This is a genomic window from Pseudomonas sp. AC463 (assembly GCF_979253585.1).
Window position 1 is genome coordinate 1 of sequence record NZ_CEEDDZ010000021.1, and the last position, 22,450, is coordinate 22,450.

At 51.5% G+C, this 22,450-nt stretch carries 22 protein-coding genes; 15 read left to right on the top strand and 7 right to left on the bottom strand.

What is annotated here, in order from left to right; all coding sequences use genetic code 11:
- Positions 1-353 precede the first annotated feature (353 nt).
- The 6 genes from AC0IYH_RS23265 (at position 354) to AC0IYH_RS23290 (ending at position 5,042) form a co-directional block, all read left to right on the top strand.
- On the top strand, positions 354-1,010 hold the full coding sequence (locus tag AC0IYH_RS23265) for a DedA family protein (protein ID WP_116629416.1): 657 nt from the start codon (positions 354-356) through the stop codon (positions 1,008-1,010).
- Between the two features lie 7 nt (positions 1,011-1,017).
- Positions 1,018-1,833 (top strand): M90 family metallopeptidase, encoded by an 816-nt coding sequence (locus AC0IYH_RS23270; protein ID WP_471836432.1) that lies wholly within the window; start codon positions 1,018-1,020, stop codon positions 1,831-1,833.
- A 109-nt stretch (positions 1,834-1,942) separates the two neighbouring features.
- Positions 1,943-2,470 (top strand): inorganic diphosphatase, encoded by a 528-nt coding sequence (ppa, locus tag AC0IYH_RS23275; protein WP_003176323.1) that lies wholly within the window; start codon positions 1,943-1,945, stop codon positions 2,468-2,470.
- 214 nt (positions 2,471-2,684) lie between these two features.
- A complete protein-coding gene (locus AC0IYH_RS23280; RefSeq protein WP_471836435.1) occupies positions 2,685-3,458 on the top strand; it encodes a LexA family transcriptional regulator in 774 nt (257 codons plus the stop codon).
- Position 3,459: 1 nt separating this feature from the next.
- Positions 3,460-3,618, top strand: coding sequence for a hypothetical protein (locus AC0IYH_RS23285; protein ID WP_163821422.1), 159 nt, complete (start codon positions 3,460-3,462; stop codon positions 3,616-3,618).
- Positions 3,619-3,827: 209 nt separating this feature from the next.
- Complete coding sequence (locus AC0IYH_RS23290; protein ID WP_083334450.1) at positions 3,828-5,042, top strand: tyrosine-type recombinase/integrase; 1,215 nt, start codon at positions 3,828-3,830, stop codon at positions 5,040-5,042.
- A 52-nt stretch (positions 5,043-5,094) separates the two neighbouring features.
- On the opposite strand, the gene AC0IYH_RS23295 is transcribed toward AC0IYH_RS23290, so the two are convergent.
- The 3 genes from AC0IYH_RS23295 to AC0IYH_RS23305 form a co-directional block, all read right to left on the bottom strand.
- Positions 5,095-5,769: a hypothetical protein gene (locus AC0IYH_RS23295; RefSeq protein WP_471836437.1), complete on the bottom strand. Its 675-nt coding sequence runs from the start codon at positions 5,767-5,769 to the stop codon at positions 5,095-5,097.
- Between the two features lie 111 nt (positions 5,770-5,880).
- A complete protein-coding gene (locus AC0IYH_RS23300) occupies positions 5,881-7,329 on the bottom strand; it encodes a YfjI family protein (RefSeq protein WP_471836439.1) in 1,449 nt (482 codons plus the stop codon).
- Positions 7,329-7,712, bottom strand: coding sequence for a helix-turn-helix transcriptional regulator (locus AC0IYH_RS23305; protein WP_471836441.1), 384 nt, complete (start codon positions 7,710-7,712; stop codon positions 7,329-7,331). The genes AC0IYH_RS23300 and AC0IYH_RS23305 overlap by 1 nt, the downstream gene beginning before the upstream one ends.
- Positions 7,713-7,961: 249 nt before the next feature.
- Between AC0IYH_RS23305 and AC0IYH_RS23310 the strand changes: the two genes are divergently transcribed.
- The 3 genes from AC0IYH_RS23310 (at position 7,962) to radC (ending at position 10,094) form a co-directional block, all read left to right on the top strand.
- Positions 7,962-8,291: a hypothetical protein gene (locus AC0IYH_RS23310; protein ID WP_471836442.1), complete on the top strand. Its 330-nt coding sequence runs from the start codon at positions 7,962-7,964 to the stop codon at positions 8,289-8,291.
- A 78-nt stretch (positions 8,292-8,369) separates the two neighbouring features.
- Positions 8,370-9,362, top strand: a complete 993-nt coding sequence (locus AC0IYH_RS23315; RefSeq protein ID WP_471836444.1) for a DUF932 domain-containing protein — start codon at positions 8,370-8,372, stop codon at positions 9,360-9,362.
- Positions 9,363-9,596: 234 nt separating this feature from the next.
- A complete protein-coding gene (gene radC / locus AC0IYH_RS23320) occupies positions 9,597-10,094 on the top strand; it encodes a RadC family protein (protein WP_471836445.1) in 498 nt (165 codons plus the stop codon).
- A gap of 147 nt (positions 10,095-10,241) precedes the next feature.
- On the opposite strand, the gene AC0IYH_RS23325 is transcribed toward radC, so the two are convergent.
- The gene (locus AC0IYH_RS23325) at positions 10,242-10,898 is read right to left on the bottom strand and encodes an inovirus Gp2 family protein (protein WP_471836446.1); all 657 of its coding nucleotides are present in this window, start codon (positions 10,896-10,898) and stop codon (positions 10,242-10,244) included.
- A gap of 615 nt (positions 10,899-11,513) precedes the next feature.
- On the opposite strand from AC0IYH_RS23325, the gene AC0IYH_RS23330 reads away from it, so the two are divergent.
- Positions 11,514-12,314, top strand: coding sequence for a hypothetical protein (locus AC0IYH_RS23330; RefSeq protein WP_471836448.1), 801 nt, complete (start codon positions 11,514-11,516; stop codon positions 12,312-12,314).
- A gap of 446 nt (positions 12,315-12,760) precedes the next feature.
- On the opposite strand, the gene AC0IYH_RS23335 is transcribed toward AC0IYH_RS23330, so the two are convergent.
- Complete coding sequence (locus AC0IYH_RS23335) at positions 12,761-13,228, bottom strand: very short patch repair endonuclease (protein WP_471836450.1); 468 nt, start codon at positions 13,226-13,228, stop codon at positions 12,761-12,763.
- Between the two features lie 301 nt (positions 13,229-13,529).
- Between AC0IYH_RS23335 and dcm the strand changes: the two genes are divergently transcribed.
- From dcm to AC0IYH_RS23360, 5 genes are all read left to right on the top strand, one after another.
- The gene (gene dcm / locus AC0IYH_RS23340) at positions 13,530-14,960 is read left to right on the top strand and encodes a DNA (cytosine-5-)-methyltransferase (protein ID WP_471836451.1); all 1,431 of its coding nucleotides are present in this window, start codon (positions 13,530-13,532) and stop codon (positions 14,958-14,960) included.
- A 682-nt stretch (positions 14,961-15,642) separates the two neighbouring features.
- Complete coding sequence (locus tag AC0IYH_RS23345) at positions 15,643-15,864, top strand: hypothetical protein (protein WP_083334269.1); 222 nt, start codon at positions 15,643-15,645, stop codon at positions 15,862-15,864.
- 39 nt (positions 15,865-15,903) lie between these two features.
- Positions 15,904-17,805, top strand: coding sequence for a hypothetical protein (locus AC0IYH_RS23350; RefSeq protein ID WP_471836453.1), 1,902 nt, complete (start codon positions 15,904-15,906; stop codon positions 17,803-17,805).
- Positions 17,802-18,629: a hypothetical protein gene (locus AC0IYH_RS23355; RefSeq protein ID WP_339502989.1), complete on the top strand. Its 828-nt coding sequence runs from the start codon at positions 17,802-17,804 to the stop codon at positions 18,627-18,629. Before AC0IYH_RS23350 ends, AC0IYH_RS23355 begins: the two co-directional genes overlap by 4 nt.
- A 4-nt stretch (positions 18,630-18,633) precedes the next feature.
- The gene (locus AC0IYH_RS23360) at positions 18,634-19,386 is read left to right on the top strand and encodes a DUF6339 family protein (protein ID WP_471836455.1); all 753 of its coding nucleotides are present in this window, start codon (positions 18,634-18,636) and stop codon (positions 19,384-19,386) included.
- 770 nt (positions 19,387-20,156) lie between these two features.
- Here AC0IYH_RS23360 and AC0IYH_RS23365 read toward each other — a convergent pair.
- Together AC0IYH_RS23365 and AC0IYH_RS23370 are read right to left on the bottom strand one after the other, a co-directional pair.
- Positions 20,157-21,239 carry a hypothetical protein gene (locus tag AC0IYH_RS23365; RefSeq protein WP_471836457.1) on the bottom strand — a complete coding sequence of 361 codons (1,083 nt, stop codon included), beginning with the start codon at positions 21,237-21,239 and terminating at the stop codon, positions 20,157-20,159.
- 3 nt (positions 21,240-21,242) lie between these two features.
- Positions 21,243-22,445 (bottom strand): type II restriction endonuclease, encoded by a 1,203-nt coding sequence (locus AC0IYH_RS23370; RefSeq protein ID WP_471836459.1) that lies wholly within the window; start codon positions 22,443-22,445, stop codon positions 21,243-21,245.
- Between the last annotated feature and the right edge of the window lie 5 nt (positions 22,446-22,450).

The window sequence follows — 22,450 nt, forward strand, 5'->3', positions numbered from 1 at the left end:
TGTACCTGTGTGATTATCCCCTGGGAAGGCTTGGACGAGGTATGACCCGCGTCCAGGCCTCAAATGTGTAAACGATGCCCCCGGTTTCAGATGTAAACGATGTCTACGGTTCTACACCCCGATGGCGGTGTGTCAGTCAGACAATTTCTAACTGACACGCCGCTATCAGGGGCAAGCCCTCCCACATTTGGCTTTGCGACATCCTTCGCTACAAAACCCACAGGCTTTTCACCTCTCAATCCGTATAATGCGGACCTTTCAGGGTTGTAAGAAAAGCGGCATACACTTGTAGCCTTATTACCCGAGCTTCCGCACAGGCCTGCTGAGTCGGGCCATTCACACAGGTGCCATCCATGGATTTCAACCCGCTCGACCTTATCCTGCATCTCGACGTTTACCTCGACATGCTGGTAACCAATTACGGTCCGTGGATCTACGCCATTCTGTTTCTGGTCATCTTTTGCGAAACCGGCCTGGTGGTCATGCCTTTCCTGCCGGGTGATTCGTTGCTGTTCATTGCCGGCGCGGTAGCGGCAGGCGGCGGCATGGACCCGGTGTTGCTGGGCGGCCTGTTGATGCTCGCGGCAATACTCGGCGACAGCACCAATTACGTGATCGGGCGAACGGTGGGCGAACGCTTGTTCAACAACCCCAACTCGAAAATCTTCCGCCGCGACTACCTGCAAAAAACCCACGATTTCTACGACAAGCACGGCGGCAAAACCGTGACCCTGGCGCGCTTCCTGCCGATCCTGCGCACCTTCGCACCGTTCGTCGCCGGTATCGCGAAGATGCCCTACCCGCGGTTCTTCGGGTTCAGCGTGCTGGGCACCATCTTGTGGGTCGGCGGCCTGGTAACCCTGGGCTACTTCTTCGGCAATGTGCCCTTTATCAAGAAAAACCTGTCGCTGCTGGTGGTGTTCATCATCCTGCTGTCGCTGGTGCCGATGATCATTGGTGTGTTCCGCAGCCGCTTTGGCCGCAGCGCCTCCGAAGCCAAGTCGCAGTAACCTCAGGATGTGGTCCCTCAGCGCCTGGCGTCGCCGGCGCCTGCTGGCCAGGCACCCGATTGCCGACGACACCTGGCAACGGGTGCGCCACCACCTGACCTTCCTCGACGGCATCAGCGCCGAGCAAGACCAGTGGCTGCGCGAAGCCTGCGTGGTATTCCTCGCCGAAAAACACCTCACCGCCCTTTCCGGCGTCGAACTGCATCAGGAACAACGCCTGTTGCTCGCCGCCCAGGCGCAGCTGCCGTTGATGAACCTCGGCGACCTCGACTGGTACCAGGGTTTCCACGAAATCGTGCTGTACCCCGACGACTTCGTCAGCCCCCAGCGGCATCGCGACAGCAGCGGCATCGAACACGAATGGGACGGCGAACACAGCGGCGAAGCCTGGCAACAGGGCCCGGTGATCCTCGCCTGGCCCGGCGTGCTGGGCAGCGGGCAATGGGAGGGCTACAACCTGGTCATCCACGAACTGGCGCACAAACTCGACATGCTCAACGGCGACGCCAATGGCCTGCCCCCCTTGCACAACGACATGCGCGTGCAAGAGTGGGCCAGCGTGATGCAAGCCGCCTACGACGACCTGAATCGCCAGTTGGACGCCAACCCGGAACTCGACACCGAAATCGACCCCTATGCGGCGGAAAACCCGGCAGAGTTTTTTGCCGTCACCAGCGAATATTTTTTCAGCGCCCCGGATTTACTGGTCAGCAGTTATCCACAGGTGTACGCCCAACTCAGTCGCTTCTACCGCCAGGATCCCCTGGCCCGCTTGCATCAACTGCAAGCGCACGACCCGCGTTATCAGCCACAAGGCGAATGACCGTACGACGTCTGGCGCATGGCATCGGCGGCGGAATATGCCTATAATCGCCGCCACTTTTAGGCCAATCCGGCCAAGTTTCTTGGCCAATTAACGGGGGCAACGCCCAATGAGCTACAGCAAGATTCCGGCTGGCAAAGACCTGCCGAACGACATCTACGTCGCCATCGAGATTCCGGCCAACCACGCGCCGATCAAATACGAAATCGACAAAGACAGCGACTGCCTGTTCGTTGACCGTTTCATGGCCACCCCGATGTTCTACCCGGCCAACTACGGTTTTATCCCTAATACCCTGGCTGACGACGGTGACCCCCTCGACGTGCTGGTTGTTACCCCTTACCCGGTGACTCCAGGCTCGGTAATCCGCGCGCGCCCAGTCGGCATCCTGAACATGACCGACGACGGCGGCGGCGATGCCAAAGTTATCGCGGTACCCCACGACAAACTGTCCCAACTGTACGTGGACGTGAAGGAATACACCGACCTGCCGCCACTGCTGCTGGAACAGATCAAGCACTTCTTCGAGAACTACAAAGACCTCGAAAAAGGCAAGTGGGTGAAGATCGACGGTTGGGGCAACGCAGACGCCGCCCGCGCCGAGATCATGAAGTCGGTTGCCGCCTACAAGGGCTGATAACCGCTACTCATTGCCCCGGCAATAAAAAAAGCCCCGATCATTCGGGGCTTTTTTTGTGGGAAAAATTAAACGACAAGTTCATCAATTTATAAACTCTGTTTATTTGGTTTTAAAATACGAAGTATCGGGCTACAACTAAGCAAATACCTACACACCCAACTCAACGCATGGTTTATTTGATCTGTTTTTCCGGCCAGTAAACTCCTCGTTTATGAATACATCAGGTGATCGCTTAAAAGCACTCTTACGGGAAGTTCATCTTTCCGCCTCCGACTTCGCCAAGAACCGTGGTGTCACGCCTCAACACGTGAACAACTGGTTCAAGCGCGGTGTACCCATGGGCCGACTCAACGAGATCGCAGAACTGCTGTGCATCTCCAGCCGTTGGCTGCGCACCGGCGAAGGCCCAAAACACCCACCGGCCAACTTCCTGCTGGAAGGCCCGGAAACACGAAAAGGACTTCCAACGCTACGCGAAGCAACCGGCAAATACCTCACAGGCCCCGCCTGCACCCCGGAAAAACTCGACGTGGAGATCCCTCTCCACGCTTCATTCACCTCCAGCGAACGCATCCGCGTCTCCGTGCACGCCCTCGAAATTCTCAACGTAAACCCCGACCGCGCACTGGGCGCCTACATGGTCGACAACAGCATGACCGACATCATCCAGCAAGGCGCCACCCTCGCCGTTGACCAAGGCCGCACCCAAATCACCGACGGCGAGATCTACGCCGTCGAACACGACGGCATGCTGCGCATCAAGTACCTCTACAACCGCCCGGGCGGCGGCTTGCGCATGCGCAGCCACAACGCAGGCGAACACCCGGACGAATACCTCACGCACGAACAGCGGTTCGAACAAAACTTCGAAATCGTGGGCTGGGTATTCTGGTGGTCCACCCTGAACAACCGCCGGCCGGTCCCGCTGGACGAACACCTGCTGGGCTGGGAAGGCTCTAAATCGGATCCGGAGGTGGGCATTTGAAATGAATGTGGGTATCATGCGCCGCACATTTGGCAGGGGTAGCTTTGCGCTATCCACCCTGCTCGGCGATGCGGAGGAGTTCCCGCTGATGCCCCTACTATTCAGCCAGACGGTACGTTGGCTGAGCGATTTGAAGGCTGGTGAGGTTTACCAAAAATAAGCTGAACCAGTCCCCGAGAAGCCGGCCACAAGCCGGCTTTTTAATTGTCCAAAATAATCCTCTCCCATCCGACAACCCTGCCGATAGCCTATCTATCACGGGCGTTTCAGACGCATCTCTGTCCGATGGTGTTCAACGCCATCTGACCTCATCCGACGATGAGGTGGGGGGACAAGTGGGGGGACAAAAGGGACGACAGGGGAAATCCAATGGGTAAACTGAATCCGAAACAAGTCGAAAACCTGATCGAACCTGGAACCTATGAAGATGGTGAAGGGCTTCGCTTGGTCGTCAAACCTACCGGGCGCAAGTCCTGGCTACTACGCTTTCAACTGGCAGGCCGTCGCAGAGAGATGGGCTTGGGCTCATTCCCTGAAGTGAGTCTCAAGAAAGCCAGGCTTGAAGCCAGCGCTAAGCGCAGTCAATTAAGCGATGGTGTAGATCCTCTAGCCGCTCGCGACATCGAGCGCGCAGCTCAACGCGAAGCCCAACGAGCAAGCGAGGCAAAACAGCTGAAGTTCGAGACGCTCGCGAAAGAGTACTGCGAGGCCCACGGAGGCACCTGGTCAGAGAAGTGGCGTAAAGGCTGGCTACGGAAGCTGGAGCTGTATGCGTTTGCCCATATTGGCAAACTGTCTGCCGAGGAAGTTGGAACGCCCCAAGTACTCAAGGTGCTGCAACCCATCTGGGCCACCAAGACCAGAACCGCCGACGAGGTACGTGGGCAAATTGAGCAGGTTCTGGACGCCGCCAAGGCACGGAATTTACGAGAGGGTGAAAACCCTGCTCGCTGGCGTGGCCACCTAGACAATCTGTTGAGTCGCGCGGAAAAGAAGAAGGCACGAAAACGCGAGCACTTTGAAGCGCTGCGGTGGCAGGACGTGCCAGTTCTGATGAACAAACTCAGAGCAAACAGCACACCAGCGTCACTGGCGGCTCAATTACTTATCCTGACCAGTGCACGAGCCCATATGGTGAGGTTTGCACGGTGGGATGAGTTTGATTTGGAAGCTGCTATTTGGTCGCTGCCAGATGAGCGCATGAAGATGCGAGTAGCTTTCGTAATCCCACTTGCCAATAAAGTCATAACGCTGGTGCAGAGCATTCCACGAAATGAGGGAAGTCCTTATCTATTCCCAGGCCAGGGCAAGAGCGGAGTAATGCACGCAAATGCCATACGAACGCTCCTGCATGGCATGGGGTACGAACACGTCACACGACACGGCTTTCGATCCTCGTTTCGAGACTGGGCCGGTGAATGCACTCACTACCCACGAGAGGTCTGCGAGATGGCACTGGCGCATGATGAGCGTGACCAGACTGAGGGAGCCTACTCTCGCTCCGATTTCTTAGAAAAACGCCGATCTCTGATGGTTGATTGGGCTAGGTTTGCTAGTCCGACGATCATTCGACCTCCTAATTAGAAGGCTGTTGTCATGCCTATAAAAAATGCATAATTAAAAGAGTTAGTGATAATCACTTGCTTTTTGCCAGCTTTGAAAGGTAGGCCTCTTTAGGCCCACCTTTAGCTTTTAGTGCAGACCTGATGAAGTTTTCTCCACTCCCAACAACCTTCCCAAACCTCTTTGAAATAATGAAGCCATCAAGCTTTTCGTAAAGCTTCTCAATTGTATCGACCTGAGTCTTCCAACCCTCGCTAGGAGCGTCATTGAGCAGAAGACCAACCAAATGCTCGGATACAATTTCCCTGATACGCCTGGTTTTTTGGCCACCGCTAGATGGCCCTTTTATGAAAATTTCAGCCTGCCTAGTAAAGTCCTGATACCCATCAAAAAAACCTAGCTGATAAGACGCATAAGTAAGCAGGGTCAAGCCTTTATTTTCATCTTCCAATCTTAACGATTCCATTGCAGCGAGATAATATATGCTAGCAAAGAAAAAACTAATCATAAGATCATCTGCACGATCAACAGCTTTGTCGACACTCCAGTAGCACGAGGCTATTTCATCTAGACTTATGTCCTGAGCACCAATATATTTCTCAACACGCTTCCTGAATCCAGAGTAAAATTCATCCGGCCAGAACTCTTTAAATATCCCCTGCAAGGCCCTGCCCACCTTTATCGAAATACGCCCTACATCTAGAGTGGAAATTTCTTTCGGAAGCAATGGCAGGGAAAGCAAACTCACGTAACACCCCAATAGCTAAGTCTTGGTAAATTTCACCCCAAATGCTACCACACAATTGATGCAGAACACTAAAACTTAGAAACGCCGAAGATAACGTGACAACCTCAAAAACTACCAAGTACGAGCGCGAGGGCCGCTTAATTCAATATGCCGAGCTCTACCACTTCTAGAAAAATCAATTTTACCCTGATCGCGCAGTACGGATAACGCTCTATCTAACCGCTCCTTTTCTCTTAGCTTGTTCGGACCACGCTGCAGAACATCATTTTTATAAACATAACCCAAGCCCTTACTTCGATAGCGATCAAACCAGATATTTAATTGAACGGCATCAATTTCTTCCTGTTTTGGTATCGCAAAGATACGCTTAAATTCATCCGAACACCAAAGGCAAAGCTCAACTGCAAACTCCAGCGTTTGCAATGATACATCCCCATCAAAACCCTCAAACAAATGGAACAGCGCAGCCACCCTGGAAATATTGTCGGCCAGTTTTGAGGCGTGATCACCAAATCCTTCGAACCTCCCACCCTTATTAATCGCTGATTCGATAGCGTTAAAAATATCTAACCAACGCTCACTCGCCTCAGGAGAAAACTGGACAGTCTGACGCTGATGGTTAACAGTACTGTCTAACAAAGCCGCATTCTGCCTGACGATTACTTTTAGGCGATCGGAAAAGGCACTGCAATGCTCCCAGGACGTTGTTCCATTCCTAATAAGCCTGGAGCCTTGGGTTGACATTGGGTAGCAGACTAAATAACGAGCCCAAAGCCCCGACCCTCGAGACTTTTCACCTAGACGTTTTATATAATCTCTAAACGCACTTTCCTGCGCCATTATGGACACCGTTAAGCGCGCCCCATTAAGCTCGTAGCTTTCTGTAGTTCTACGATCAACAGTAATTGAATCGCCACTCCATATAGAATTTTGCTTTGGCAGATCATTCAGCGCGCGCCCATTTAAAACCCCACCACCTTCACTGGAAATCAACCCGGCCGTCGGTAAATTTTGATGAAGCCCCAGAAACAATGCTTCAGGCGTAGAGTCATCATACAAAATCTTAAACTGCTTAGGCTTATCTGGTCTGCTGTCACCATGTTCATACAAAAGCAGCTCACTTTCTTGCGCGCACTTCCCGCTAAGCATAAGTTTTCCTATCGACCTAAGAATAGCTTTGTTTTTTGCCTCCCATATTTTGCATTTAGTTCCCCATTCATTAATCTTCGACTGATACGCCACCCCATATTCTTCTTGCACCTCTCTAACCGGAGCTAGAAATATGTTTTCAGCCGTTGATTTTCGCTCGCCGGAGTTTGCAATAGTCAAAAGCATTAACGAAACTGGAACGTATTGACCATTTGGCTTTCGAACATCAAAGAGCCCTTGTATTGATACGGAAATAGCCGTCAATGCACTGAACAAAATCAGAGGCAATGGAGCCTGAATATTATTTTGAGTCTCATCAATTGCTGCGCCAAGGAGTGGCAAAGGTGTGCATCTTGGAAAAGGACTACCGCACGCTGGCAAGCCTCTTTTGAGGCCATAGTAGGACGTCATTAGCAATCCCCCCCGACAACCACTAATGCTGCACTGGCGCCACTTTGACAAACGCTACTCTTAATTTCGGTGCGCATGCGCCCTCCCCAGCCAGCGGCAATCCTAGAGTCAATCCAGCCGCAGAGGTCAGACTCGATCCAGCCGACAGCCCCACATCTGCCGCTCCCACTCGAGAGCTTGATTGGATGTGGGAAAGAGGGATCATGCCTCGGTGAATTCAGATTCAACCAATCGTAGACAGTTGAGCGACTGACCCCCACCCGCTCTAAAACCAGTTTCAAACGCAGCACTCTGATAGCTGGTTTCCCACCTTCCTCCAAGCCAAATACGTTACTGGCTTTATTGTCAGTGATGCTCATCTCTCCACCCTCCAGCTCATTCATCGAAAGATTGCGATGCTAGGGCCTTTGAGCAGCAATGGCGCGCCACCTGCTTACCACCGAAAAATAATACAAGCGCTCGACTTCACAAAATAGAAACAAGTATTTTTTTTCGAGCCAAACTCACCAAAATTACCGGCGTAAGCTGCTATTTCCGCTATTAGTAGCGGGAATAGCAGTTGTCAGAGCTGTCGATTAAAAAATTTTTAGTCATACATCACTGCAATGACATCCACCGATGGAGCTCAAACCATGTCATTGCAGTGCCCTCGCTGCCACTCCCCCCAAATCGCATCCCTAAAAACAGCCTTGAAGATCACTGCCGCCGTTTGCGCGGTCGGCGGTGTCGCACGCGGAGTAAGCGCCGCGCTTGCTGGCGGCCAGGCCGGCGCCTCTGTCGGCGCTATTGGCGGCCCAATCGGTATCACCTTCGGATCAGTCTCAGGAGCCATTCTCAGCGGACTCGCTGGGGGTGTAGGTGGCTGCGCCCTCGGGGCTCAGCTCGGAGAAAAACTCGATCGCCACGTGTTCGCTAATAACCTCTGCCTCGTCTGCAATCATCGCTTCAACCTACCTGCCTAATCCTCTTTCAACATTCTTCGGCCAATGCTGCGCGATGCGCAGCATTTATGCCGGCAAGCCCCTCAAGGAATCACTCCTATGGCTCATCTCGTCGAACAAATGGCTTACGTTGGCGCTATCCCTTGGCATGGTCTGGGGAACCGCCTGACACAAAACCAACCGCTCGAAGTCTGGCAGCAGGAAGCCGGCATGAACTGGCAGATCCAGGAAAGCCCCGTTCACTTCAAGGCCGATATCATCGGCAACCTTGGCACGATCCACTCCTTTCCAGAGCAGAAGGTCCTGTATCGCTCAGACACCAAGGCCCCCTTGTCGGTGGTTTCCAACCGCTACCAGATCGTGCAGCCTCGTGAGGTGCTGGAGTTCTACAGAGATCTGACTGAGGTCTCCGGTTATGAGTTGGAAACAGCTGGGATACTCAAAGGTGGCCGCAAGTTCTGGGCTCTGGCCAGGACCGGACAGACAACCATGCTGAAGGGGAACGATCAGGTGAATGGCTATCTTCTGTTAGCCACCTCCTGTGACGGCACGCTGGCCACGACGGCAACCCCGACCACCGTGCGTGTAGTTTGCAACAACACACTGACCATCTCCCTGAACGGCGCTACCCGCGCAATCAAGGTGCCGCACAACACGCGCTTTGATCCGCAGGCCGTGAAGAAACAACTGGGCATCGCCGTCTCCCAGTGGGATGAGTTTGTGTACCGCATGCGCGCACTGGCGGAACGCAAGGTCCAGTGGCATGAGGTCATGGGCTTCTTTATGAATGTGCTTTGCGACGTCAACCCGAACAGCCCGTTGCCCGAAGCCCTGCCGAATGAGCGAGCACTGCGTAAGGTGCAAAGCCTGTATGAAGGCCAAGGTCGTGGAGCGACGTTTGAATCAGCCCAAGGAACTGCGTGGGGTTTGCTCAACGCCGTGACCGAGTATGTCGATCACGAGCGCCGTGCACGCAGTACTGAATACCGTATGGACTCCGCGTGGTTTGGGGCCGGCGGCGCCCTCAAAGAGCGCGCACTGAACGCAGCGCTGCAACTCGCCGCTAGCCTTACTCATCTACTCAACTATTAAAGCGCCTGATCAGCTTCTGCTAGCCGGGCGTTTTTATGTCGCACTGGAAAACATCATGAGCACGCAAACTCTGTAACAACCCTGCTGCAAATCCCATCCTGTCTTACGCCTGACTGGAACCAACCCTCACCCGCCCAAAAACTGGAATAGCAAGCCAGGCGACACAATGCCAAGCCCACCGTTCAGTAACCGTGCTTCTCAATACGTCCTCCGCATTCGTACAGGAGTATCCGCATGAAATATCATAAACTCATACCTGGTGAAACGATCGGTACCTATGTCATGGGATCATCAGTCACTGAGGCTGACATCCTGCAGATGGCGCAACAGCTTGCGATGAGTCGCCTGTCTAAAGGCCAGGCACTGACTGAGCCTCGGCACGTATTCAGCCACCTTCAAACACTGCTGCAGTACCATGAGTACGAAGTCTTTGCCTTGCTGTTGCTCGATACTAAGCACCGGGTTATCTGTTTCCGAGAGCTGTTTAGGGGCACTCTAGACAGCTCCAGCATATATCCAAGGGAAGTAATGAAAATCGCCTTGGAGCACAATGCTGCCGCCCTGATCCTGGTGCACAACTACCCCTCTGGGAACCCCGAACCAAGTCAAGCCGATCGTACGCTGACCACCACCCTGAGGAATGCCCTAAACATGGTTGGTACCCGGATATTGGATCATGTCGTCGTGGGCATTGAAGGATGCGTGTCGTTTGCCGAACGGGGTTACCTGTAACCTATAAAGGCTGGTTTATTTACTCCGACCGACAGACTCACCCTGGTCAACGTCGAAGCGGCCATTGACCTGGAAAGCTCTCACTTCATTCGCATTTATATTTGTCATACCTCCTTACCCAACGACTGATCAACAGCAATTCGTTACTCACCTCCAACTGCATCCAAATCCATGCTGACCATCCCCGTATACTTTAGTAGCGGCCTTGCAGAGATAGCTCGCCCTGAAGAAAAGCTCTTGCAGCTCCCGCTCATCATCTCTGTCCAATTGGTAGGTAGGGTTATCTGGTATATGTACCAACCCATTACACTCATCGAGCGTTAACCGCAGAGCACTAGCCCAGGCTTCTACAAGGCGATTAAAGATGTTCTCCCTGCCTAGCTCAAATTTACCGAGTGCAGTGAACGCATCGCGGTTAAGCAGGATGAGAACGTGGTAATGAGGCTTACCCAAGCACCCTATCTCTCTCGCCCAAACATACCGCACCTTAGAATCATGGATATACTTTCCTGACAAGCCAGCCTTTAATCGATTGTGCTTGATCTTCGCTTTAAAGGACGCAAGGAAGCGTTCTATCGCCTCGTTCGTATATAGATAGTCAGGCAGTTCTATAGCAGCGGGAAAGCGCAGGTCAAATCTGAAGGCGAAAACACGCGAGTAATCATCGAGTGCTCGACAAACAACCTCATCAAGACGCCTTAGGTAATTCCGTACGAAAGGACCTTTATTCACCTGAATAGGAAGCCCACGGTAATGATCTTCACGACAGAGCGTAAGATTAGAGTTTTCTGGATGACGCGTCATGACCGACACTCCGGCAAGTTAAATACATATCGAAGTTAGCCCCAGTAATTAATTACAACAGCAACCAAATTGATTTCTCTTACCGAAGCAAATCAAGCCATACACAACCACTTGATAATAACCAAGCAGCCAGACTCTCTCATCAATAAATCCCCTACCAATTTCCGCAGTGGATCTAGGCATTACAAGAGTCACAGACCCAGCACTACCTGTAAATATAGCAATATATATAAACATACTACCAATACCGAAAGCTTACCCTGCCGCACCACCGTCATCCTACAACCAAAACCACCCTGTACACCGACAAATTACAACCAACCTCAACTCTGGAGAAATAAAACCGCACCCAAAAATGTTCAACCATGCTTCCTAAGATTTATTCCTTACCAATTAAAGCAAAACGTGAGCAGCCAACAACCAACCGAAATATCTAAACACGATTACGACCAGTGCAAGGGACTACGACCAATGTACTCAATATATAACCCAGACAAGGCCCGCGTGCGCGCGCCTCTTATGCGCTTGAAAAAAACCTTGCCATACAGGAACAATGTTCCCAATATGACGCTATGCCAAACGAAGCGGCACCCAACAGTGACGGAGCAGGACGACATGACTATCAAAAAGCAAGCCAAGCCTACTGAAGCACTTCAGAGCTTCGAGGTTTTCTATAACGGCGAGCTGTTTCAAACCGTCGAGTTTTCCAGCCTTCGCAAGTGCAACAACTGGGCCCAAAAGAATCTAGAGACACCGTTCCTTTATGTGATCAAAACGCCTAACTGCAACCGTGAGAGCTGCATCGAGCTGTCCAAGCGCTACTTCTCGACCAAACACCGCGTGTACCCGGATCTATTTGAGCGCCCTGATTGGGACGTCGTGACCGAGGCAGAACTGCAACAGCTTGCTGAGAGTCGCATTGTGCGGGAAACCCGCGAGCGGACAGGGGTACCGCTTTCTGTCCAAGTCGGTGGCGGTAGATACGACGTCACCATCGTTCACTTTGACAAGCCAATGCGTGACCGCGTTGAGATCATTAAGGGTGACCTGAGCCGCGAAGAAGCTTACGAATTCATTCGCAACTACGGCACCGATACCGTCACCAACGTAGTGACACCGACCGAAGAGGAAGTGAGGCCAGTGACCAAAATGAGTCAAGCCGAGCGCCAGCAGTTGATCCTGACCACGTTGCTGGACACCATCAAGCCAGAAAACACTGGCTGGCGAGAAATCGTCAAGGCCATTGAAGCACTGCACGTGGTCAAGCCAGACGGCTGGCTGGAAGTGCGCGACGTGCTTCAATACGCCTTGGATCAAGGCCGCATCGCTCGCCCTAAGTTCGATCCGCATGCCGATGACGAGTATTACTTTGCAATTTCCCCCACCTACCCTACCAACACGGAGGCGGATGAATAAGCACCGGTTGACGTGCTCGTAGAGAAAAAGAACCGGTGACGAATGTTGGTGTGTATCCGGGATACGGAACTGAAGACATGTACCCTCGAAAGCCAGACGCCTCATTGCACGACCCATCCCCGGCCTACTTGCGTGGCCTTCTGGAGACGGCAGGAATCACTCAAGAAGCAGCAGCGACTGCACTCGGTATCACTGACCGGGTTATGCGCTACTACTTGAGCAGCCAAGAGTCGGCCACCTACCGACCAGCACCCTATGCAATCCAGTACGCGCTTGAGCAACTGGCGGTATACGCTGCAAAGAAGCGAAGCGTTAAACGCGCCTGAGTTTCTGGATGGGACGGCGGTCACCGCATACCCGCGCCAGAACGACCTAGACGCAACCCTGCGCGAACTCTTGAAATATGTCCTCGGGTCGCCCTCCCGACTTTCAAAAAAACGTCCAAATCAGCATATGTCACTCGATCCGGCCTTCCCGAGACCTTGCTTCGGTGAATGGACGGCGTCGAGAAGACGCAGCTTCTGATCCAGCATAAGCAGTGTCCCAGGATCCTTTTTCAACTGACACTCCCAGATGATCAGGACATTCCAGCCAGCAGTTTTAAGTGCCTCGATGTTGGCAAGATCTCTCTCCACGTTCTTTTGAAACTTTTCGCTCCAGAACTCGGGGCGCGTCTTCGGACTTGTAGCCAAGGCGCAACCTGGATGGCGATGCCAGAAACAACCATGGACGAAGATGCAGACCTTCAAACGAGTGAGCACAAGATCGGGTTTACCCGGAAGATCCTTCCGATGTAGCCGGTAGCGATAACCCCGAGCATGCAGGAATCGCCTGACGACCATCTCCGGCACGGTATTCTTGCCGCGAATAGCAGACATCATCTTAGAACGAGTGTCCGGGTCAACTATGTCCATATCGGCTCCCAATCAAAAGGGAAAATTGCTGCAATCACCTTTGGGCTACGGCCCGCTCTGACGGTCTACCAGATCGTCGACTTTCAGGCGCTTATGTGCCCAGCAACTTCACTCCAGTCAAGCTCAGGATGTGAGCGTCGAAGTCGACCTTGCTGAAACCCTTCAACTGTATTTATATACAGCAATCAACGGAATTTTTTATACTGTGACCATCAGGGTTCGACCAAAAACGCTTCACATTCGTTCCCTACGGGATAGAATAGTGATATCTCGTCACAGATTTGACCCAGAAGAGCATTCAATGAATTTTCTTGATAGTGAGCAACCTTCCACCTATGCCGACGTCACTGCCATTGCAGACCGGTCTGGAAACCACGCAGGCAGTGATTTAGCGCTATTGCACCAGCTCCTCGAGATTTATGACCAGGGCTTCCTCGCAGAAATACTAAATGAAGCCAGCCCCGGTCATTGGTGCCGTGAAACCATCAACCGCTGGTACAAAGGTAAGGCATCTCCAAAGCTTTCATATGTTGATCACAAGCGGTTGAGCGCGCTCCTTCCTCGCAAAGCCGAAGGCAAGCGAACATTTACCTTCATCGATCTTTTTGCCGGGATCGGCGGGATCCGAAAGGGGTTCGAAGCGATTGGGGGGGAATGCCTCTTTACCTCCGAATGGAACAAGTATGCGGTCCGAACCTACAAGGCTAACCATTACTGCGATCCGGTTCGCCATCGTTTTAACCTAGACATCAGGTCCGTGACCCTCTCGGACAAATCTGAAATCAGCGAAGATGAGGCATACCGCAATATAGATCGCGAAATCCCGGATCATGATGTACTACTTGCCGGTTTTCCTTGCCAGCCATTCTCCCTAGCAGGCGTATCGAAGAAGAACTCTCTAGGTCGCAAGCACGGGTTCGAGTGCGAAACCCAAGGCACCCTGTTTTTCGACGTCGCTCGAATCATCGCAGCCAAGCGCCCTGCTGCGTTTTTGCTTGAGAACGTGAAAAATCTCAAAAGCCACGACAAGGGCAATACCTTCCGTATCATCTGCGAAACGTTGGATGAGCTCGGTTACGAGGTGGCTGATGTGAACGCACCCAAGGGCGCGGACCCAAAAGTGATTGATGCGGCGAAGTTTTTGCCGCAACACCGTGAGCGGATCGTTTTGGTCGGCTTCAGACGGGATCTGAATGTCCATCAAGGATTTACACTGAAGGACATCGTTAAATACCAGCCCGCGCAAAAGCCCTCGTTCGGGGACCTTCTTGATAAGGACGTCGACAGCAAGTACATCCTTACGCCAAAACTTTGGGAGTACCTGTACAGGTACGCCCAAAAACACAAGGAGAAAGGCAATGGTTTCGGTTTCGGATTGACTGGTCCAAACAGCGTAGCGCGTACGCTATCTGCTCGCTACCACAAGGATGGCTCCGAGATTCTGGTTGATCGTGGATTTTCAGAAAAGTTGGAATTCCATGACGTACTCAACCATCGGCCACGTCGCCTGACTCCTCACGAATGCGCCCGGCTTATGGGTTTCGACAAACCTGGTGAAAGCACATTTGTCATTCCCGTGTCCGACACGCAGGCGTACCGTCAGTTCGGCAACTCTGTTGCGGTTCCAGTCTTCGAAGCGGTGGCACGGATGATGGAGGACCGAATACTGGCAGCCAAGGAGAAAGTCCAGGATATTGAGAGGCCGCAGCTGGAAATAGCCCTCACAAGCTGACAGTGACAAGCCAAGAATCCTCATTTTTCGAAGACCTGAAGTCAAGGAACAGCTTCAATACAGTCGTTTCTTTGGCTCATTCCAATTCCGACTCAAGTACCCCGCCCTAAGCTCTCGTCTTCGCGATGACCCCATCCAGGGTCATCAGCTTTTCGCGTGCCTGAGAAGGGTATTTTTTGTGCAACGGCTCAGGCACCACCAGTGTGACTTACTAATTCGACATCTCAGCGAACCGCTGAGCCCCCCCCTGAAGCGTGAACAGATGAACTTGCTCCGCCCTGTTGGCTTCGATCAGAACTTTGCATCAGCCGTCTCCTTGCAGGTTGTATCAATGTTGGGTAATTGCACAGACTTGCCCCCCCATTTGCACTCGACCTGACCTATCATTTCCATCGGATTTGACCACCACACTGCGTGGCCATGACCGGCAGAGAAACGACCCATTGCCGCTTAGATCTGTTGCTGGAAAGTGTCTACGAAAAGAGGGGCAATTCAGGCTCGTGCTCACCCTCGCCCTCACCCTCACCCTCACCCTCACCCTCTTTTGCCCTCATGCATCCTCGACGCCAATGGTGGCACCTTGCCTATGCAAAAAATCTTGACTATCCTAAAAACATTTCCTAAATATTTCAGAAATATCTCTTAGATATTTGCGATTTTTCTTGGAATTTCTGAGGAACATATGGAAGAAAAACGCGAAAAATTTGTGCGGCTTGCCGAGCAGCGCGTAAACCGTGCGCTCAACGATATCCGACTGATTGGAAACCTTTCCAATCGTAGTGCCTACAGCTTCACCGATGACGACGTGAAGAAAATATTCAGGGCGTTACAGAAGGAGCTGGACCAGGCAAAGTCCCGCTTCAGCGATGCAGAGAACGCATCAGGTGGTGACTTCAAGCTGTAAGTCACCTCGCACCTCACAATCCTTCGGGGTATCCCAAAAATGACCGCTCCAGAACTTGAATTCCTTAAGAACGAAGCCGGTGAGGAAGAGGGTCTTTCCGATGCTGGCATCGAAACCTTCCGCGACGATCCATACGCAAGCTGCGCGAGGGAAGCAGGCCAAAACTCCCGAGATGCAGGCCTTAATAATGGTGCGCCAGTCCGCATGACGTTCGACCTGATCCTGGGAGATCGCGAAGACCTCCCCTTCTATGAATCGCTTGCGGGAGCGTTGGATTGTTGCCGCAGCCAGGCACACGCGGAGAAGGAGAAGGAATTCTTCAAAAACGCATGTGCAGTAATTTCCAAAGCGACATTGCCGATTCTGAGAATCTCGGACTTCAATACCAAGGGGCTGATAGGTCCTCCGGAGAAGAGCGGAACTGTGTTTCATTCATTGCTGAAGTCATCTGGCGTCAGCAAGAAGGACAGCGAAACCTCGGGTGGATCTTACGGAATCGGGAAGAACGCAAATTTTGCAGTTTCTGATTTGCAGACAGTGATGTATTCGACAGTCTATGCCGGGGAGTCGGGTGAACAGGCTTTCGCCGCTCAAGGTAAGGTGAAGTTGGTATCTCATGAGGATGAGAGCGGAGTACATCGTCGGTCAACGGGATACTGGGGCTTCCCGGATGGCTTCCGTGCAATTACTACCGAGTCAGTGGTTCCCGAATGGATGAGGCGTTCGGAAATCGGAACCTCAATATTCTGTGTCGGATTTCGCCAGTCAGAAGGCTGGGCGGAGCGAATGACATACTCGCTCGTGTCCAATTTTTTTGTGGCCATTCAGAACGAAGATATGGAATTCGAGGTGGATTCGGGAAGAATCAAAATCAACAGTAATACCCTTGAGGGGTTATTGTCCCGTCAGGACATTGAGGACACCGCTGAGAAGTCGGGCCATTCTTCTGAACTGGAGTTTGCGTGCCAGTTGCACCGATGCTTAGTTTCCGAGGCAGCGGCAGAAGAAATAATTGATATCCCCGGTCTGGGAAAGATAAAAGTCCGCATTCTGGCTGAGGTCGGCATGCCGCGACGAGTTGGATTCGTGCGAAACGGCATGCTTATCACCGACAACCTGAAAAACTTTGGCCATTCTTTTACGAGGTTCAATGGCGCAGACTTCATCGCGTTGGTACAGCCCTGTGATGATGCAGCTGGCAAAGTCCTGAAAAGGCTGGAGAACCCTGCGCACAATGCTTTTTCTGCCGAGCGTATATCCGACCCGACAGGGCGTCGTGTCGCTGAAAAAGCAATGCGAAGCTTGGGTAATAAATTGCGCGAGATGATTAAGGCATTTACTAGTGCACCGGCGGAGGACTCACTGGCGCTGGACGAGTTGGGGAAATATTTCGCCTACAGGGGTAAATCTGATTCGGCACCTGATCCAACGAGCGAGAGTGATCCAGAAACGTACACATATTCTGCAGCGCGTGTACCGGTAAGAAAGACAGGGGGCTCCGGTAGAAATGGCAATGAGGGTGGACAGACCGGAGGGCACAAGGGCCGGAGTAGCGCCAAACCCGGTGGTGGGAGTAGTAATCAGCCAGGGACCAGAGGGGCCGGAGATGCGGGAGCCTCGGATAAACGAACCTCTGTCGATTTGTCGGATGTAAGGAACCGCATAATCCTGGATAGCCTGGGTACAGCCAAAGCGAGAACTTTGTACTTTAGTTCTCCTGTCACGGGACTCATCGAACTGGCCTTGCAAGCAACCGGTGTAAATACCCCGGAGAGCTTGTACCCCGTAAAGGCAGGTGGGGCATCCATCAAGAACGACAAGATCTTGCTCGATGTAAAGGAGGGGGAGCGAAACTCGCTCTTAGTCGAGTTTGATGAGCCCTATGATGGCCCGATTGAGGTGAACGCTAACAAAGTAGGTAGCGGGGAGGTGGCGGAATGAGGGTCTCTGAGAATACAAGATTTCCGCACCCGGTGCTTGGGCTTGATACCGGCGACTTTGTCGTTGGAGAGTTTAATGTAGAAATAGAAGTCAAAGAGAATCGTTCCACTGGGGCCGTGACCTTGGAGCATGCAATAACTCTTACTGAGCCGGGAATTATTGCTTTGGTTGAGAGTAATCAGGCGTCGGTTGGGTGCATTATTAAGTGTGTCGACACTTTCTTCAGTGATCTCCGGCAAATGGCCTGGTCAATCGGGAGAACAGATTTCCCCCCGGGGCTACTATTGAACCGAGTTTCGCTTCGTCCGATTGTTTGGTTGAAGACGGATCTAAGAGAGTGGGATCCGGGAACCATTCATCATGAGTTCGAACCTCCTGTATCTCTCAATAATGGTGACATTATTGCTGTTGGCGAGGAGCTGATAATCAGTGTTGGACAGGCGAAGCTTGCGCCTATTGAGAGCATCTTCGATCTTGTCAAGTCGGAAAATATTCCTGAGGGAATGTTCGAGGTTGATACTACGGGCCACCGTATTGCTCTGTTGGTCAATGAAGAAATGTTCCAGACTCTAGCGCAGCTGAGGCTGAAGACAGACGGTCCGGAAATTTTGATGAGCTCAATCTATATGCCAGCGATAATGGAGGTTCTTGACGCTCTCCGAAATGGCGATCAAAGTTACGAGTATTTGCGTTGGTACCAACCATTTCTTGCGAAGTGTGATTTAAAGGGTGTTCGCATAGAGCCTAATATGTCAATCCTTAAGGCCGCACAGATTCTTTTAGAACGTCCAGTGGCTCGCCTTAGTAAGCTGGTGGGAGAGTAGTGAAATGACTAGTACACCTCTTAAATATTTATCACAAGTGGTGGTCGATGAGCTAAGGGAGAATATCTCGATAAATCGAGATAGGTACTCCAGTGGGGATTTTTTGGATCTTAGTCGAGAGAATGGATGGGAAGTCGAAAGCGACAAAGTCAAAATTAACTTGGATATGCTGGCGGACCTAGATGGCACAGATAGGACGGCTGAGGCAGATATCAGAAGCTCCTTGATTGTTTACAGATCTATGCCAGATATGACGCCTGCACTAGCAAGGGAAGAGCGAGTGTGGGTAAGGCTTACCCACGTTGAGTGCTTGCAATATAGCCGTGCACGCTGGGTAAAAAAGGCGGAAGGTGAAAGTTTGGACAAGGTTGTCCTGGACCATTTTTTTGCTGAAGGACGTACCGGTATTCGTGATGATAATGCTATTTCCAGATTATGGTGGAATATGCACGTTGCGACGATTGCAGATCCAGATGACCCGGAGGGTGCACTTCGCCTGATACTCAAAACTGCCGATATTCGTCAGGCCATCGTCGAGCGCCCAAATACTGCGTCGCGGCAACCACTTGCTCGCGCAATAGTTCGTGCGATGCGGCTTAATGAATGGATCACTTCATCTGAAGCTGCATTTCGCGCATTTATGAAGGAAATGAATAGGGATGCCGGTGGAGTTTTGTTTGAGGCTATTCCTGACTCCGATGCAGATAGTGCTCTTAGTACGTACGCCGCAAAGGCTAGGCAGCACCTGGAAGGTTAAAGATGCTCGGCTTCGAGCTATAAATCTTATCTTTAAGAAAGAGGAACTAAAATAGGCCTACCCCCTCTTTCTTATGCACCTTTTTTATTAAATCAAGTCTTGTGCGGCTAAATTCTTTTCTATGTCTTGAGCAGGCCCTGGTTTCGTAGACACCAAATCTAAAAAATCAGGCCTGCGTAAACGTCCGCTTCTGGCCCAGAGTGTGTAAAAACGTCGACCAAAAATTGAAGAGCGCGCTCCTGCGTCGATTCTGAAAAAGTGTGCCAGGTCTACAGACTAAGAATTCACGTAGAGACGCGATTTTTAGATCGTTTTTTGATCAGTCGAGCCGTCACGGGAGTTTTTACACGCTCTGGGCCGTTCTCTGCCGAACATGCTCACAAAACGTGCTGGTCAAATCCGATGCAATCGGTGTTCAGAACGAATGCAAATGACTGGTCAGGTCGAATGCGAACGGGTGGTCGAGTGGATTGTAATTTCGCAATTAATGTCCAGCATGTGCATGCCCCGGCTCACCTAAGACAACACGACACAGCATGGCAACAGACATTAAAGGAGCCAATCCGAAAAATGATATAATGATGAGCTGCTGGAAAAATATAGCGAAAGTAGCCCCCCCTTATTCGATAGCGTATACCAAACAAACTTGCAACATGCACAATGGACTGTTTGAGGTAATGCGACAAGCATGCCAAAACTCTCCATGCGATTCAAACGCAAGTTCGGATTATGGATCCCCGTCAGTAAATACCGTCTTCACAGGTACAATATTATTTTTCTATTTTTAGGGCCCTGAGCTGATCATCCTCACAACGCTCATTCAACTTACCCTGTAGCAAGAGACAAATACGCTTCGCTATTTCCTCGCGCTTGGCGAGAAAGGACAGTGTAGTGAAATCCGTTACGGGCATGGGCTTGTAGTTTGGCTTTTTCTTACCATCGACGCTGGTATGAGCAGGCGAGGTTTCAGATGGGCGGGCCAAAATTCTATAAATTTCTCTTTTGCCGATTGTCATCCCCAGCACCAAGGCTTGGTCACGGACATCATAGTTCGATACTAGGTAGGATGAACCTATATTCATATCCCAATATGGCTTTACCACAATAGCGTGAAATCCCTTGATGCCGATTTTTGCAAGATCTCTGAGCATGCATGCCTCACCGACATTAAGCCCAAACTGCAGGGGACCAGGCTCTCCGTATGGGAATTTATGTTTTACTTCCAGAGCCCAGATCTGCCCCCCCAGAATAATGACCCGGTCAATATTCCAGACGCTTTTGAACCATGGTTGAATCCCCCAGTTCACCAGTAAGCGCGGCAATGCGACACGATCTTTTAGATATTTACCATGACTCTCCTTCAGATACCCCCAGAAGGCTCCGAGCTGACGATCTCTATTGCGTACATTTTCAGTAACCTCATAGCGCTCACCATGCTCATGCCCCAGTTCCCGAACAAGTTTTTCAAGTGGGAACCACTCTATTGGCCGTCCCGGCTGGAATATCCTAGCCTTGAAACTAGCTGATAAATCACACCATTCAAGCAAATAAACATTGAAACCTTTTGACAGTGCACGGAGGTACCTTCCCAGCCCCTCTCCCTTTGTACGCGCCCAAACAAAAGCATGCGCATTACCAAAATTTTTCGGATCTCTTGTTATGAACGTTTCTACATCAAGTAGTATTGCTGACTCCCCCTCAACCACCTTGGGAATATACTCAATAATCTGGTCAAAAAGACTTTCAACCACCATGCCTTCGGCAATACTGTGCTTATCGTGAGCCAGGATGTCATATGCTGTTTGGGGACTATCTAAATCAAGGTCAGCGACAAGCCCAAGTGGTGTTTGCATGGTTCAGTTTCCAATGATCTGTCTTGTTTGGTTGATGTACTGATCGAGGCTTTGCAACCACTGCTGCTGGGTCGTGTTGTAGCTGCCAAATAGGCTGCTGGGAATTACAAGCTGGAGATTGTGAGCCTGCATTTCATTCGTCTGGTGCGCACTGATACCAGGCTCTAGGGTAAACAGGTGCTTGACCCTAATTCGCCCTGCCTCGGTCAGCACCTGACGCCAACGGTCCTTGCAGGTTGATTTGGAGGCGAGCATCACCAGTCTGTTATCTGGGTATGACAAATCGAGGTAGGCCTGTTGTCCGGGAAACAGAAAGTCTGCAGTAGCTCGATTTTCAGTCTGAACCTGCCTGCCAAACGGCATTTGATGCACAGTAAAAATAGCCGCTAGGTGGTGCTCGAGAGCATACCCTACACGAGATTTTCTTCGGTTCTGAACACTGAGGGAAATCCTGATGAAGTGCTCGACACTCTCAAAGCCGCTATTCAGCTGAATCTGAACAAGGTAGCGTTCCAGTGTGCGAAATAGCATTTCCTCATGTTCCATCCAAGCCATCAGAACAGCATCGGCCGAGCCAAAACTGTTCACATTCTGGGGGCAGGTTTCTCGGGCAAACTGGCTGAAAACTGCAGTGGTAGGAAAACTGGGGCCAAATCGCTGAAGCAGTACTTCAAGCCAGTTTTCATCACCACCAACAGGCTCAAGCCCAAGTTCCTCAAGAATCATCGCTTCGATGATGCTGACCTGCCGCGCCCCCTGCACTTCCTGGGTCTGGAAGCGATCACTAGATACATGACCGATGTCAAACAGCCAGCGTAGTTGCCTCTCGCTTGTCGAACCACATGGCGTGACGAGGATCATTACCGTGTTGTCAGGCCTGACTGCGATCACGCAGAAGTCCGTCTCAGTCATCCTAAGCGTAACGGGATTGTCCGGGTAGTAAAGACGGTACTCAGGGCCTCGATGTGGCTGACGACGCCGGGCATCGTACCAAGTCAACTGCCCGGTGGCGCGGAGCGGTTCTTCTGCTCCATCACTGAAATAGAGGAACACACCACGCAGAAATACAGAGATTTGGCCGGGCTCACCCAGAATTCTTGCGAAGGCATTTGATCCAATTTCGTGCTGGTTGGAGTTTCGCGTTGCATCAACGCGAGACAAGTATTTGGTAGCGATGCCAGTGAAGTGCTGACGGAGTGACTCCATGAGTA